Below are 14,959 nucleotides of genomic sequence, written 5' to 3'. Positions count from 1 at the left end.
TCACTTTAAAATTTTCTAACATAATGTTTATTTGATTCTCTTTCTACCCAAATTTTTGAAATTTCAGCAACCTTTTTTCTCATTAATATCTCTCGAATCTTTTCTTTATTTTCAGTAAAAATAAATGATTCTGCCAGATCTTTCTTTTTTACAAAAAACACATGATACTCATTGTTCAAAAGAATAGGAGAGCTGAAAGATCCTTCAGGTGTCGACTTAAGTAACATTTTCAGATCTTTTGTTAATCCATCTTCGGTAATTTCACCCAAATCATTTGTAGAGACATTTTTATAATCAGAAGAGAGGTTTCCTGTTTCAGACATCGCTTTTAGGGCCTTAGACATACCTGTTAACAAATCTTTACTTACGTCTGATTTTGATATCGAGAAGTCTACAAGGTTATATTTAACTGCAAGAGTGCTATCATTTTTGTTAAGTTCAAAAAATTGATTCTTAACTTCTTGTTCAGTGATTGAGACAAGTGGCATAATGATTCTTCTATTATAGATAGTAAATTCTTGTGACTCACGAGTTATTTCAAAATACTCATTAAAGGTCATATTTTGTTGCATAAGATATTCTGTTAGCTGTGCCCTATTAAAGCCAAGACCCTTTTGAACAACTGAATTAATATAATTCTCAATGTCTTCATTTGAAATTACATGGCCCATTTCTTGTAATTTAGAACGAATAAGATACTTTCTAATAAGCAAATTAACTATATTTTGATCATTTATCTGGCGATTATCATATATACCTGGAGAAATTTGAGAACGCATTTTGTAATTTTGCAAAATTCGCTCAACCTCTGATTGCATTATAATATTCGTATTGACGACAGCTACTGTTTTATCAAGTAATTTAGCATGAATAGAAGCGGAAAAGACAAAAGAGAAAAGAAGGAATAATTTCATAGACGCCCTAACGTAGAGGTTTAGTAGGGCGCTATTCTAAATACTTTTTTTCAATTTTTATAGACGCACCTTTGCGTAGTTCTTTAAAATATTCATTGAGAAGGGTATCACGCTTTTGATCAAATATTATTTTTTTATATAGCGACATGTCAATTTCATCTTCAGATCTAAGGGCGATGACCTTGATTATGTGAAAGCCAAGCTGAGTCCTGACAGGTGGAGTAATTTGACCAATTTTTGTTTGTTTGATTGCCTTAAAATACTCTGGGGCCATTCTCACTGCAGGCAGATAGCCCATATCCCCACCATTCAAAGCACTAGAGCTCATGGATTCTTTGTTGGCAATTTCAGCAAATAATTCTGGGTGTGCTTTTAATCTATTGTAAGCATCCAATGCTCTGGCCATCATGTCTTGAATTTCTTCTTTGCTTGCATTTACTTTTAAACGAAAGAGTATTTGTGAAGTTCTATATTCAGGGCTATGCTTGTAATACTCTTTTACCTCTTCATCACTTACTTTTATATCTCTCAAGCGAGGTTCTAAATCTCTTGAAACTTGTGCATGGTAAAGAATATCTTCAGTTTTTTTTCTAACTAAATCATTGCTTTCAAGTTTATTTTTTTTTGCTTTTTGAATGCCAAGCTGTCGGTTAATGAGATCATTTAGTACAGCATCTCTAGTGGTAGGCCTGTCTGTAACAATATATTTTTGTTTGTCGTATGTATTTTCTAAATCACTCTTGTAAATTTCTTCTCCATTTACTTTTGCCACAATCGGATCATTTTTCCTTGCGAAAAGTCCAAAAGATAAAAGAAAGGATAGTATGATTGTAACTGACATTTGCATAAGAATTTCCCGTTAAAAAGTTCCTAGTAATAACGCTAACATGGGATGATTTGCTGTGCAATATATTTTGCAGCATTCAACATTTCTTCAGGAGAAAGTTGTGCATGATGTCTGTAACTCACTGTGTAGTCTGGAGAAAAGCTGAATTTATTAGGGTGATTGAAAAGATTCTCAACAAGTTTATTTCTAAATTCTAAGTTTGCAGCTAGTTTTCCCTCGTTAAATTTTAATTTTAATGTATTTCCCACAGCCTTAACTTGTGTGATGGCCTTGTCTTGAAATAAAATTTTAATTTGGATTAAAACACTCAGATTCTCCACCTCTTGTGTAAAAGGCCCATAAATATCTTTCATTTCTTCAATGATGTCAGATAATTTTTCAAGAGAGGAAGTATTTGACATTCTTTTATAAAATCTAAGTCGTTCAGATTGTTGCGAAATATAGTGTCCTGGAATTAAACCACTAAACGGAGCAAATATTTCAATATTTGATTTGAGATATTGTTTTTCACCTTTTAAATTGTGAATCGCTTCTTTAAGCAGTTCCATATAAAGTTCAAGCCCTATATTTGCAATATGACCAGATTGTTCAGCACCTAAGATGTCTCCAGCTCCTCGTATTTCAAGATCACTGGAAGCAATATTAAAACCTGATCCAAGTTCAGAAAATGTTTGTAATGCCTTAAGTCTTTTTTGAGCATTATCATTAATTATTTTACTTTCAGGTATCACAAAATAGGCATAACCTTTTTTGTCAGATCTTCCGATTCGACCTCGCAATTGATGAAGTTGAGAAAGGCCATAAGTATCAGCTCTATCAATAATCATTGTATTTGCACTTGGTATATCAATACCACTCTCAATAATTGTTGTGGCCAAAAGAACATTAAAATCACCATTGTAAAAAGCGGTCATTCTTTTTTCAAGTTCTCTTTCTGGCAATTGTCCATGTGCTATAAGTATATTTGCTTTTGGAGCTAACTTTAATATTTTTTCTTTGATAATTTCCATATCTCTTACTCTGTTGTGAACAAAATAAACTTGTCCACCGCGATTCAGTTCCTTTTCAATGGCCATTTTTAGAGTTACTTCGTCTTCTTTTATAAGATAGGTTTTAATTGACTGTCTTCTAGGTGGTGCAGTTTTAATCAGGGCCAATTCTCTTAATCCTAGGAAGGCCATTTGCATTGTTCTTGGTATTGGAGTTGCTGTAAGAGTGAGAAAATCAACAGAAGTTTTCAATAGCTTGAGTTTTTCTTTATGAGATACACCAAATCTTTGTTCTTCATCAACTATGACAAGTCCTAGATCTTTAAAGACGACTGATTTTGAAAGAATTTTATGTGTTCCAATTAATATATCTACTTTTCCCTCTTCAAGATCACTGAGTATAGCTTGAACTTGCTTTGGAGTTTTTAATCTTGAAACAAATTGGATATTAACCGGAAAATTTTTAAATCTTTTTATAAAAGAGTTAAAATGCTGGAGTGCAAGTATGGTCGTTGGAACAAGTATTGCAACTTGCTTGTGATCTAGCACAGCTTTGAAGGCCGCCCGCATTGCAATTTCTGTTTTTCCAAAACCTACATCTCCACAAACCAAAAAATCCATAGGGGTTGTTTTTTGCATTTCTTCAATGACTCTTAGTGAAGCATTTTTCTGATCAGGAGTTTCCTCATAAGGGAAGTCCAGTTCAAATTGATGAAAGTTTTCATCGGGTGGAGAATAAGGGAATGATTGAATTGAAGATCTTTCTGCTTGAAGTTTTAGTAAATCAAAAGCAAGTTTTTTAACTGATTTTTTTGCCTTTGCTTTTGTCACTTCAAAAGATTTTGTTCTCAAATTATCAAGTTGTAAATTTGCACTTGAGTCGGCCTGTTTTTGAATTTGGTCGATTTTATAAACCGGAACATAAATTTTATCTTGCAAAGTATATTCTATGACTAAAAAATCATTTAACCCTGTTCCATGATCAATTTGTTCCAATCCAAGATACTTACCCTGTCCATAATCACTATGGATAACAAAGTCTCCTATTTTTAAGGTTGATAATTGTTCTGCAAAAAGATCTAGATCGTAATTCAACTTTGGTTTTGTTTTACTTTTCTTTGCAGCAAATATTTCATTATCAGATATAAAAATAGTTTTACTGTTTTCATGAAAAAAACTACTAGGTAAATATGCTTTTAAATAATGAACACGTTTATATATCTCTGAATATTCTTCTAGATTGCTTTCAAGAAGGTGTTTAAATTCAATTTTTGTTGAATCGTTGCTATGAAGAAAAATAATATTACCAGAATATTTAAAATTCTTATCTATATATGCCAAGATTGATCTAATTTTTACTTCTCTAGAAATTGTAGGATTAACTATAGAATTGATTATACTGCTTAGGGGATCCAATTTTAAGTGAAAGTGATCGAATTCATCTTTAAGCTCTAATTCAACTTCAATTTTTAATTGATCATGATAGATTTTTTTGTACTTAGAGAACACAATTTGCTCATAGAATGAATAATATTCATTGGGATCAGGCAGGAGAGAATTTGTATCCTCTATGGAAAAATATTTATCATACATGTCATAAAGATGTTCTCTAAATAGCTCAAGTTGTTTCATCGAAATTTCATAATTAAAAAAATAGAGCTTTGATAGGTCTAGATTAAAATAATCGATGAGAGTCTGCTTATTATCGAAAAATAGTGGAAAATAAGATATATAGTCCTCAAATATTATTCCATTCGAAAGACTTTCAAAAATTGATTTCTTAAACTCAAATTTTTCTCGTTGACCAGGCCTTGGGAAAGGCAGGTTTTTTCTTAGATTTTGTGTGAATTGATTATTTCTCACGATATGAGTATTTGGACCAATATCTATTGAATTAAGTTTTGAGTTATCAATTGTACGTTTTGTAACAAAATCAACACAACTAATTTCTTCAATTAGATCATCAAAAAAATGTATTCTAAAAGCATCTTTACCTGGTGTACAAATATCAAAAATTTCACCCTTTTGTGTAAATGTTCCAGGTTCCTCGATTGATGATCCAGAGTTGTAGCCCAAATGATATAATTTTTGAGCAAGTTCAGTTGGGGAAATGATATCTTCTACATTTAAACTTAGATAATGATCTTTAAAAAATGATTTATTTGGGATTTTTTGAAAAACCGCATCAATACTTGTTACAACTGTAAGATTTTCAGAATTATGAGATAGCTTGAAGAGGATGTTAAAATTATAGTGCATATCCTGTTCTGACTGAAAAATACCATTATAAGGGGTGTCCTCATAGGGATAGTACATGTATAAATTATGTTTTGATGCGTTAATCTGAATGTCCTTTAAAAAACTAAAGACGTGTTCAGCAGCTTCATTGTCTTGACAGATAATTAAATTATTCTGTTTTTTAAAATCTTGGTAATAATTTAGAATAACAGATAATTGATCCGAAGAAGGTCCATGCAAAAAGACATGATTGTGCTTCTCTAGGTTATTATCAATTTTTGAAAAAATAGAATCTAGCATTGTATTGCTCCAATTTATTGAGATCCTTAATAGACGAACTAAGTCTAATCTGTAAAACTACTCTTGATGTCAAGGTGTGTCTAAAATATTTGAGCTTAAGCTAAATGCGTTAAAAAAATCTTTCTATGAACCGTTTTCAAGACGTTGTGAATCATGTAGTGTATGGAAAATTACAGTGTGATTTTTAGGGTACTATAAAGATAGTAGTCTCCACTTTGAGGAGTTATTAATGGTCTCTTCTGGTATAAATGTATTTATTCCTGTTGCAATTTTATTTGTTTTTGGACTTCTTCTTGTAGGTGGTTCGCTGCTCATTGGGTCCCTTATTCGTCCAAAAAATCCAACCAAACTAAAAGAAATGGCCTATGAGTGTGGTGAAGATCCAATTGGTACTGCATGGTCTGCTTTCAATGTAAGATTTTATGTCGTGGGATTGATATTTATTATATTTGATGTTGAATCCGCTCTGATGTTTCCAGTTGTAACTGTTTTCAAAAAAATGAATGAAATTGGCCGAGGAGGTCTTTTACTTATTGAGGTTTTACTTTTTCTAGCTGTTTTAATCGCAGGGATTGCATATTGTTGGAGAAAGGGTGATCTAGATTGGGTAAAAAGTTTTAATATTAAAAATCAAGACTCTGACAAATAGGGTGAATGGATGAACGAAACGATAGTTACTTACCTCTCAACATTTAGTGGTTATCAAAAAACGGTTGAACTTTTTAATGCCTTTTTTGGTTTTGATACTTCTGGTTTCATGGCCTTTTTAACTTTTTTTATTGCTGTAACATTAGTGATTACTGTTATGGCAACAATTGGTGGTTTAGGAACATATGCTGAAAGAAAAATATCAGCAGATATTCAGATGAGACAGGGCCCAAACAGAGTAGGGCCTTATGGGATATTACAGTTTCTAGCTGATGGTGTGAAAATGATTTTAAAAGAGGATATTATTCCCGCCCAATCAGATAAATTTCTTTTTGTTTTGGCCCCTTTACTTTGCATACTTGGGGTTTTTATGTCTCTGGCCGTTGTTCCCTTTTCGAGTGGTTTTATTTTGACCGACCTTAATATTGGAGTTGTTTATTTGATAGGTGTATCTTCCTTGGTTGGTGTTGGGATTTTTATTGGAGGTTATTCTTCAAATTCAAAGTGGTCGATGCTTGGAGGAATGAGGGGAGCTTCTCAAATTATCAGTTACGAAATTCCTGTAACGATTTCAGTTTTAAGCATCGTCCTATTATCAGGAGGATTATCTTTTACGACTTTGATTGAATCTCAAGGGGCCCTCCCCCTAGGTTGGTTTTTGTTTCACAATCCATTTACATTTCTAGCTTTTTTTGTATTTTTCATAGGTGCTCTGGCCGAAACAAATCGTGCTCCTTTTGATTTACCTGAAGCAGAGTCTGAATTAGTATCTGGCTACCATACCGAATATTCAGGTATGAGGTTTGCTTTTTTTGCTTTGGCCGAATATATTGAAGTTTTTGTCGTATGTGGAGTTGGTTCAGCATTATTTTTAGGTGGTTACAACGTACCATTTAACTTAGGTGGAGATACAATAATTGGTCAAGTGTTGCAACTTGGATCCTTTCTGACTAAAACTCTTCTCCTTTATTACGCGGTTATCTGGATTAGATGGACTCTTCCAAGACTAAGAGTTGATCAGTTAATGACCCTTTGTTGGAAGTATTTAACTCCGATTGCAATATTTAATTTAATCGGATGTGCTTTTTGGATGTATTTTTTTGATGGAGAATCAATGATTGAACTAATAAAACATTTTGCTGCCATGAGTGGCGCTGGCCATCATTAAAGGGGACACTTGATGTTTGATGATATTTTATTCTTCTTTTCAGCAGTAATGGCAGTTGGTGGCGCAATAAAAGTTGTATCAGATAAGAATATAATGCATGCATGTGTTTATCTCTTGTGTTCACTCATTGGAGTTGCCGGTTTGTACTTAACTTTAGGGGCAGATTTTGTAGCAGCGATTCAACTAATCGTTTATGTCGGTGGTATTGTAATCTTGATGCTTTTTGCAATTATGCTTACGGGAGGGGTTGATTTTGTATCTAAGATTAAGACTCAAAATACTCCTTTGATGGGTAATTTTAAAACATACACGATCGCCTCATTAACATCTTTGGTTTTTTCAATGTCAGTTTTAAAACTTCTTAGTGGAGTCTTTAAGAGTAAAGAAATTGTGAAAGCTTTACCTCCATTTTCTCCTACAGTTGAGAAGATTGGGGAGTTGCTTGTTACTGATCATGTTTTAGCTTTTGAAATTTCATCTGTATTATTATTGGGAGCTCTAGTTGGCGCAGCAACTATAGCACGACCAAGAAAGAGATAAGGGGAAGTCATGTCAAATTTGGCCGTATATTTAATGATTTCATTTGTAATGTTCATCTGCGGAATGCTAGTTATTATCGCAAGAAAGAATATTGTCGCTATTTTACTTGGAATAGAATTGATCTTAAATTCAGCTGCTTTAAATTTTGTAGCTTATAGTCGGTACACTTCACAAAATATTGATGGGCATATTTTCCCATTGTTTATTATTGTCATTGCAGCAGCTGAAGCTGCTGTAGGACTTGCAATAGTCATCAGATTTTTTCAAATTAGAGAGACCATTCATATTGATGATGCTTCTCAATTACAAGGGTAGGGATAGTAGATGGATTATACAATTGGCTCAATTGCACCGATAGTTCTTTTTCCATTAGCGGCATTTGTTATAAATGCTTTTATTGTTAAACGTTTTACAAAACTCGCAGTTGGAATTAGCTGTGCCTCTATTCTGGCCTCTTTTATTTTTGCTCTAAGAATATTTTGTGACTTTTTAAATGTTTATTCAGAAAATAACCATGTTCATAAAGTTTTCAACTGGTTTGATATTTCGGGAGCTGGACTTGATTTCGTAGTGAAAATGGGTGTTTACATAGACAATATGGGAGCAGTGATGCTTCTTATGGTTACCGGTGCAGCATCTTTGATTCACATCTTTTCAACTTATTATATGAAAGATGATGCTCGCTTTGGAAGATTTTTTGTCTACCTTTCTTTATTTACTTCCGCAATGTTGGGTCTAGTATTATCCGATAATTTACTTTCTGTTTTTATCTTTTGGGAAATTATGGGATTTTGTTCATATTCACTAATCGGTTTTTATTACGAAAAAGAAGGAGCAGGGAATGCTTCGATTAAAGCATTTATGACTACTAGGGTAGGAGACGTCTTCTTTCTGCTAGGGATTTTAGCTCTTTGGACTCAGATTGGAAGTGTTTCCTTTGTTGATATTTACGCTGCCATAGCAGAAAACAGGCTAAGCGGGGTATTTGTGCTGGGAATTCCAATTGCTACTTTTGCAGGACTTTCAATTTTTATGGGAACAATTGGTAAGTCTGCTCAAGTTCCATTACAAGTCTGGCTACCTGATGCTATGTGGGGTCCTACGCCATGTTCAGCTTTAATTCATGCTGCTACAATGGTTGCTGCCGGAGTCTATCTTTCTCTTAGAATGTATCCATTAATGGAGCTTGGAGGATTAACTATATTCATCGCTTATATTGGTGCAATTACTGCTTTTCTTGCAGCGACTATAGCTTTAATTCAAACTGATATAAAGGCCGTATTAGCATATTCTACAATCAGCCAACTAGGTTATATGGTATTAGGTATAGGTGTAGGATCATATAATGCAGCATTTATGCATCTCATTACACATGCTGTTTTTAAAGCTTGTTTGTTCCTTTCTGCAGGTTCTATTATTCACTCTCTTCATGACCATCACACACATGGACATGTTCAAGAAATGCCTCGAATGGGTGGATTAAGACATAAAATGCCATTTACTTTTTGGTGTATGATGTTGTGCACATTAGCAATCAGTGGAGTTCCTTTTTTCAGTGGATTTGTTTCAAAAGATAGAATTTTAGGTGACGCTCTAGTAGCAGCTTCTCATGCTCCTCAGCTATGGCCAGTAGCTGTTCTTGGTTTTTCTGCAGCTTTTTTAACCGCATTTTATATGTTTAGAATGATGTTTCTTACATTTTTTGGAGAACCAAGAGATAAAGATCTCTACGAGCACACTCATAAAGAGAAATTGCTTTGGAATAGAAACGTACCATTAATGATTCTTGCGCTTTTTACACTTGGTCTCTTTTTCTCTGGATCTATGACGGGACAGGGTTTTCTGAAGATATTTCCCAAGAATAAATACGAGTGGTTTCAAACTTTGATAACTAAACCCAGTATTGGCGAACATGGAAATATTCGCAATTTTATGACATATCAACGGCAAAACTTCTCGTTTTCAGATGAAAAATCAACAATAAAATTTCCAATGGCCCACTATGATCCGGATCATGGTTTAGATGAGCATACTTCTCACCATATACACCAATTACATATGATAGGTGCGATCCTTTCTATCTTAATAGCCTTCAGTGGGATATTACTGGCAGCATTAATGTATCTGAAGAAATCTATTAATCCAGCAACATTTGTTGGAACTTTTTCTGCTTGGTATAAAGCACTAAAAAATAAGTACTATTTTGATTCTTTTTATATCGAAGTTTTGATTAAAAAGGTGTTGCTTAGGTTGAATAATTTTTTGGCCTGGATAGATTTGGGTGTTTATGACCGATATATTGTAGATGGCCAAGAAGTTGTTAATAGATGTGCCTACAAAATTTCAAACTGGATAGATCAAAATATTGTGGATATGTCCGTTGATGGAACAGGCGCAAGTGTAAGAGTTTTCAATGTAATTTTACGTACGTTGCAGTCTGGTAAAGTCCAGTTTTACTTTGTGGTTTTTATCGTCGTGTTAACGAGTTATATTTTGAATTTAAATATTTGATAAGGAGATATGTGTGAACGGCCTGTTAAATTGGATTCTGTGGTTACCACTATTAGGTGCTGTTTTAATTTTACTTATTCCTAAGGGAAAAGATGATTTAGTGAGATACTTATCTTTGGCCACAACCTCTGTGGTATTGTTTTTATCCGGAATTCTGTATTTGAATTTTGACAATTCTGTTGCGGGGATGCAAACAAAATTTAATATCGTTGTACCTTGGATTGAACAGTTTCATATATATTATAGAATAGGAGTTGATGGAATTTCTCTTCCAATGGTTCTTCTAACCTCATTGCTTTTGTTTTTGTGTATTCTTAGTTCTTGGACAATTAAAAAACAGGTTAAGGCATATTTTGCTCTACTTTTAATGCTTCAGTGTACTGTATATGGAGTGTTCCTATCGTTAGATTTTTTCCTTTTCTACCTCTTTTGGGAAATCATGCTTTTACCTATGTTTTTTCTTATTGGTATTTGGGGAGGGGAAAACAAGGAATATGCTGCAGTTAAATTTTTCCTTTATACATTTTTTGGTTCGATATTAATGCTAGTTGGTATGGTTGCTCTGTATTATGTATCTGGACAAGATGCAAATTCATTTAATATTCTTGCACTTTCCAGCGGGAAATGGGGGCATTTAGATTTGTCTTTGTTTGGATATTCTCTTTCTTTCTCAAAAGTATTTTTCGTTTTTATGTTTATTGGTTTTGCAATCAAAGTTCCCGTATTTCCTTTCCATACTTGGTTACCTCATGCGCACGTTCAAGCTCCAACAGCAATATCAGTTATACTCGCTGGTGTTTTATTAAAAATGGGAACTTACGGATTTTTAAGAATTGCTTATCCGATTTTCCCTGAATCTGCTGTATACTTTTCTGATGCCATTGCTTGGTTAGGACTTGTGAACATAATATACGGAGCTCTGTGTGCAATGGCCCAGTCAGATGTGAAAAAACTGGTTGCGTACTCTTCTGTATCTCACATGGGTTTTGTAATGTTGGGTCTAGCGGCCATGACTTCACAGGGAATGAATGGAGCTGTCCTTCAAATGTTCAACCATGGAACTTCAACAGCAATGATGTTCCTATTGATTGGTATTCTTTACGAAAGATCACATCACCGATGGATCGTTAGACCTGACGGACAAAAAGGTTTTGGAGGTCTTTATACACAACTTCCAAAGTATTCCATCATTTTTATCATTGCAATGTTCGCCTCTATGGGACTTCCAGGACTCTCTGGATTTATTTCTGAGGCGCTGATCTTTTTGGGTGTCTATATGAAGTACCCAACAATTACTGTGCTGGCACTTTTTGGACTCCTAATCGGAGCGGCCTATTTACTTTGGATGTTCAAGAGGATGTTTTTTGGAGAAGTTATAGATGAGTGTAAAGAGTACTCAGATGTTAATATTAGAGAAATTGCTTACATGACTCCTCTTTGTCTTGCGGTCATAGTATTTGGTATTTATCCAACTCCAATACTTAACATCATGAAGGCATCTGTAAACAACTTAGTTGTATTACTCTCTAAATTTTAAAGGTTTGAAAAATGGCAATAAATTATTTGGCGAATTTGTCCCTTATCATACCAGAACTCATTGCAGTTGCAACAATGGCAGGGATTTTGTTTTTAGAGGCCTGCTACAAAAACTCAGAGGATTCACGAGGATATGTTTTTTCTACAACTGTCATTGGGCTCATTCTTGTAGCTTATTCATTACTTGGAAATATAACTGTTTCTCCAAGATATATTTTTACTAATTCTTTAGTTATTGATCAGTTCAGTACAATACTAAAGATTGTGATGACATTGGGAACTTTGGGTGTCGTTTTTATAAATTCATACTCTAAAGATATTTACCAAGATCTTAAAACAGAATTTAACGCTCTCGTTTTAGGAGTTTTGGTTGGAGGAATGCTTTTAGCATCTGCTGCGAATATGCTTACGCTATACATTGGTATAGAGACCTTATCTATCCTTTCCTATGTTTTAGCTTCACTCAAGAAAAATGATGAATATTCTTCAGAGTCTGGATTAAAGTATGTCCTATATGGCGGAGTTAGTGCAGGTGTGATGCTTTTTGGGATGAGTCATATCTATGGAGTTTTAGGCTCCATTAGTTTTAATGAAATGTTTGTGAATATTGCTAAAATGAACACAAATAATATGCTTGTTTTAGTTCCTTCATTTTTACTTTTCTTTGTAGGGCTTGGATTTAAAATTGCATGTGCTCCTTTTCACATGTGGTCCCCAGATGTATATGAAGGTTCCCCAATTCCTGTAACAACATTTTTTTCAATAGTACCTAAAATTGCAGGAATTGCTGCTATTTTAAGAATTACGTTTTACATAACACAAGTGTCTTCAGTTCTTTCTACAAGCTGGATAGGAGTACTTCAACTAGGTGCAGTCATGACGATGATTGTAGGAAATGTGTCTGCAATTGGACAGAAGTCAGTTAAAAGAATGCTTGCCTATTCATCAATCGCTCATGCAGGGCTGATGCTTTTAGGTGTACTAGTGGTTGACCAAACAAGTGCAAGGGCCATTATTTTTTATAGTATAGCTTATCTTTTTATGACGCTTGTTGCATTTATTGTCACGGGACATCTTTCTGATGAATACGGAAATGATGAATTCGATAGATTTAATGGATTAATAAAGAGATACCCCATAGTTTCACTTGCAATGATGGTTACATTATTTTCTCTGGCCGGGCTTCCACCGTTTAGCGGATTTATTGCTAAATTCAATATTTTTGCTATCGTACTCGAAAAGAAATACTACACGTTGGCCGTTATCGCTGCTTTAAATTCTGTTGTTTCTCTTTACTACTATATGAAAATTGTTAGATTGATGGTTTTTAAAGAACCAGAAGGAAATGCTCCGATAATATCTTTTAGTCTTTCAAATCAAATAGTAATTTTGGTGCTAACATTTCCAATTTTATTTTTAGGCCTATTTTGGAATTGGCTGATAAAAATTGCTGATGGAGCTAATGTTCTTTTAAATTAGTGCGATTCAAAATCGACATATTGACCAGGTAAGTAAATGGACAGTATTGCTGGAATATTAGTAATAGGTCTTAGTATTTTCTTAATACTGGCCATGTTTTTCGGTAGACCAAGAGATCAGAAGAGTAACTATATACCTATACTTGGAATAGGTGCCAAGCTTCCTAAAGAACTTACCATAAGATTGTTAAATTTGTTGGTTTTTCTACTACTTTTTTTAATCAGTATAGAGTTTATCAATCTTAAGATATATACAGAATAAGAGTTATCAGTCTATTTACTGACTCTCGTGATCGTTATAAGCTCTATATTGGTCCACATATAACTGGATGAATAATGGGAATTATTCTCTTTAAATTAATAATATCAGTTTTTACTGTTTTTCTATTGATGCTTATAGAGCATGTTGTCCATCTTTCAACTGAGAGATTTTTTCAAGGTAAAAGAATTCTTGTGAAAGATTTTTTTTATGATTCTACTATTTCACTGGCCAAGATCATAATACAATTCAAAAAAAATTCTAAAATTCGATATCCTAGGACATTGAAATATTCTTCTGTTATTTCTTTTGTTTGTATCATATTGTGTTTTTTTCTACTTCCAATGACAGAGAGTTACTATTTTAATGGACAAAAAACTATTTTTGAACTTGTGAGAGTAGAAAATAATATTCTTGTCTCTTTAGTCATTCTATCTATCTCTGCTATATTTACGCAGATATCACTTGTCACTCATTCTATTTTACATGACCAGTGTGAATATTTAAAAACCTTGCTTTTTAAGATTAGTATTATTTTTCTATTACTCTTTTTGCAATTTAATTTCTGTGAAAAATATAAAGTTAACAATTTCTTAGAATTTTTAGAAGGTAGTTACATACTAAATCAAGGAATTGATAGAAAATTCTTTCTTTATATTAATGGAAGTATTTTTTTTATATTATTAATTTTTCTTCATACATTAATTAGAAAATTTAATGTTTTTAAAAGTAATATTTTTGAAATTTCAGAAAATAAATTCAATTTTGAATTATATGTATTGTCCCTGGGTGAGAAATTAACACTATGTTTTCTAGTTCTCTATTTTGTTATTCTTTATATAACACCTCAAATATCTTTATTTTTAAATGTCATTCCCTATTCAATGGGTCCTGTGATGTATATTTTTCAATACTCAACCATTTTATGTCTTTGGCTTTTTTTTATGACTATTGTTTATATGCTTGAAAAAAAAATACGAACATTATTACTTCATTTAGATTTGATTAATTTAATTAGAAGTGTTGTTGTATTGTTATTTTTATGGAGGGTATTTGATAAGTAATATTATTCTTCTACCTTTGTTAGCGATTGTTCTTTTTGTTTTTTTATCTAATTACAAAAACTATTACAAAGCTAATTTTTATATATTGTTTTTTTTTATTACGATTACATTTAATTCAATAGATTTAACTTCAAAAGGGGCCTTGTTTTATTTAGTTCTCTTCTTGATTCTAAATTTTATTTTAGACATTTCTGCTTATCTTTATGAAGATAGAAACGAAAAAAAATATTCAACTGTACATCCTGCAATTATATTTTTCCAATTATTTTTTATAATTGGGGTAGGTATTACTCTCTTATTTAAAATTGATCTTAATACAGATTTGCTTAATAGTTTGTATGGTATTGAGAGTTTAACTTTTGAAACTAGTTATCTATCGTTTAAAGATATTATTTTAACCATGTTTACTTTTTTTGTGATTTTTATTGTATTTAAAGAGAGAACTAACTAAATGATTTTGACATTAA

13 protein-coding genes are annotated in these 14,959 nt (G+C 32.8%); 10 read left to right on the top strand and 3 right to left on the bottom strand.

The window, feature by feature from the left end; genetic code table 11:
• Positions 1-5 precede the first annotated feature (5 nt).
• The 3 genes from H6622_03275 to mfd are packed head-to-tail and all read right to left on the bottom strand — an operon-like array spanning position 6 to position 5,288.
• Positions 6-914 carry a SurA N-terminal domain-containing protein gene (locus H6622_03275; protein MCB9060525.1) on the bottom strand — a complete coding sequence of 303 codons (909 nt, stop codon included), beginning with the start codon at positions 912-914 and terminating at the stop codon, positions 6-8.
• A gap of 31 nt (positions 915-945) precedes the next feature.
• Positions 946-1,761, bottom strand: a complete 816-nt coding sequence (locus H6622_03270; protein MCB9060524.1) for a peptidylprolyl isomerase — start codon at positions 1,759-1,761, stop codon at positions 946-948.
• A gap of 35 nt (positions 1,762-1,796) precedes the next feature.
• Positions 1,797-5,288: a transcription-repair coupling factor gene (gene mfd, locus H6622_03265; GenBank protein ID MCB9060523.1), complete on the bottom strand. Its 3,492-nt coding sequence runs from the start codon at positions 5,286-5,288 to the stop codon at positions 1,797-1,799.
• Between the two features lie 229 nt (positions 5,289-5,517).
• On the opposite strand from mfd, the gene H6622_03260 reads away from it, so the two are divergent.
• The 10 genes from H6622_03260 (at position 5,518) to H6622_03215 (ending at position 14,943) form a co-directional block, all read left to right on the top strand.
• Positions 5,518-5,937, top strand: coding sequence for an NADH-quinone oxidoreductase subunit A (locus H6622_03260; GenBank protein MCB9060522.1), 420 nt, complete (start codon positions 5,518-5,520; stop codon positions 5,935-5,937).
• 9 nt (positions 5,938-5,946) lie between these two features.
• Entirely contained in the window at positions 5,947-7,104 is a 1,158-nt protein-coding gene (gene nuoH / locus H6622_03255; protein MCB9060521.1) for an NADH-quinone oxidoreductase subunit NuoH, read from the top strand.
• Positions 7,105-7,116: 12 nt separating this feature from the next.
• Positions 7,117-7,644, top strand: a complete 528-nt coding sequence (locus H6622_03250; protein ID MCB9060520.1) for an NADH-quinone oxidoreductase subunit J — start codon at positions 7,117-7,119, stop codon at positions 7,642-7,644.
• 9 nt (positions 7,645-7,653) lie between these two features.
• Positions 7,654-7,959, top strand: a complete 306-nt coding sequence (gene nuoK, locus H6622_03245) for an NADH-quinone oxidoreductase subunit NuoK (GenBank protein MCB9060519.1) — start codon at positions 7,654-7,656, stop codon at positions 7,957-7,959.
• A 9-nt stretch (positions 7,960-7,968) separates the two neighbouring features.
• Positions 7,969-10,155 carry an NADH-quinone oxidoreductase subunit L gene (gene nuoL / locus H6622_03240; GenBank protein MCB9060518.1) on the top strand — a complete coding sequence of 729 codons (2,187 nt, stop codon included), beginning with the start codon at positions 7,969-7,971 and terminating at the stop codon, positions 10,153-10,155.
• 22 nt (positions 10,156-10,177) lie between these two features.
• The gene (locus H6622_03235; protein MCB9060517.1) at positions 10,178-11,692 is read left to right on the top strand and encodes an NADH-quinone oxidoreductase subunit M; all 1,515 of its coding nucleotides are present in this window, start codon (positions 10,178-10,180) and stop codon (positions 11,690-11,692) included.
• An 11-nt stretch (positions 11,693-11,703) separates the two neighbouring features.
• Complete coding sequence (locus tag H6622_03230) at positions 11,704-13,170, top strand: NADH-quinone oxidoreductase subunit N (protein MCB9060516.1); 1,467 nt, start codon at positions 11,704-11,706, stop codon at positions 13,168-13,170.
• Between the two features lie 36 nt (positions 13,171-13,206).
• Positions 13,207-13,431, top strand: coding sequence for a hypothetical protein (locus H6622_03225; protein MCB9060515.1), 225 nt, complete (start codon positions 13,207-13,209; stop codon positions 13,429-13,431).
• A gap of 74 nt (positions 13,432-13,505) precedes the next feature.
• Positions 13,506-14,492 (top strand): hypothetical protein, encoded by a 987-nt coding sequence (locus tag H6622_03220; GenBank protein ID MCB9060514.1) that lies wholly within the window; start codon positions 13,506-13,508, stop codon positions 14,490-14,492.
• A complete protein-coding gene (locus H6622_03215; GenBank protein ID MCB9060513.1) occupies positions 14,482-14,943 on the top strand; it encodes a hypothetical protein in 462 nt (153 codons plus the stop codon). The genes H6622_03220 and H6622_03215 overlap by 11 nt, the downstream gene beginning before the upstream one ends.
• The last annotated feature ends 16 nt before the right edge of the window (positions 14,944-14,959 follow it).

Source organism: Halobacteriovoraceae bacterium (genome assembly GCA_020635115.1).
Taxonomy (GTDB): domain Bacteria; phylum Bdellovibrionota; class Bacteriovoracia; order Bacteriovoracales; family Bacteriovoracaceae; genus JACKAK01.
Note: the sequence above shows the minus strand (reverse complement) of the source record. Positions and strands in the feature narration are given on the sequence as shown.

Coding starts and splice junctions, on each gene's coding strand:
- H6622_03260 (MCB9060522.1), top strand. CDS start 5,518: ATGGTCTCTTCTGGTATAAATGTATTTATTCCTGTTGCAATTTTATTT.
- nuoL (MCB9060518.1), top strand. CDS start 7,969: ATGGATTATACAATTGGCTCAATTGCACCGATAGTTCTTTTTCCATTA.
- mfd (MCB9060523.1), bottom strand. CDS start 5,288: ATGCTAGATTCTATTTTTTCAAAAATTGATAATAACCTAGAGAAGCAC.
- H6622_03270 (MCB9060524.1), bottom strand. CDS start 1,761: ATGCAAATGTCAGTTACAATCATACTATCCTTTCTTTTATCTTTTGGA.
- H6622_03220 (MCB9060514.1), top strand. CDS start 13,506: ATGGGAATTATTCTCTTTAAATTAATAATATCAGTTTTTACTGTTTTT.
- nuoH (MCB9060521.1), top strand. CDS start 5,947: ATGAACGAAACGATAGTTACTTACCTCTCAACATTTAGTGGTTATCAA.
- nuoK (MCB9060519.1), top strand. CDS start 7,654: ATGTCAAATTTGGCCGTATATTTAATGATTTCATTTGTAATGTTCATC.
- H6622_03275 (MCB9060525.1), bottom strand. CDS start 914: ATGAAATTATTCCTTCTTTTCTCTTTTGTCTTTTCCGCTTCTATTCAT.
- H6622_03250 (MCB9060520.1), top strand. CDS start 7,117: ATGTTTGATGATATTTTATTCTTCTTTTCAGCAGTAATGGCAGTTGGT.
- H6622_03225 (MCB9060515.1), top strand. CDS start 13,207: ATGGACAGTATTGCTGGAATATTAGTAATAGGTCTTAGTATTTTCTTA.
- H6622_03230 (MCB9060516.1), top strand. CDS start 11,704: ATGGCAATAAATTATTTGGCGAATTTGTCCCTTATCATACCAGAACTC.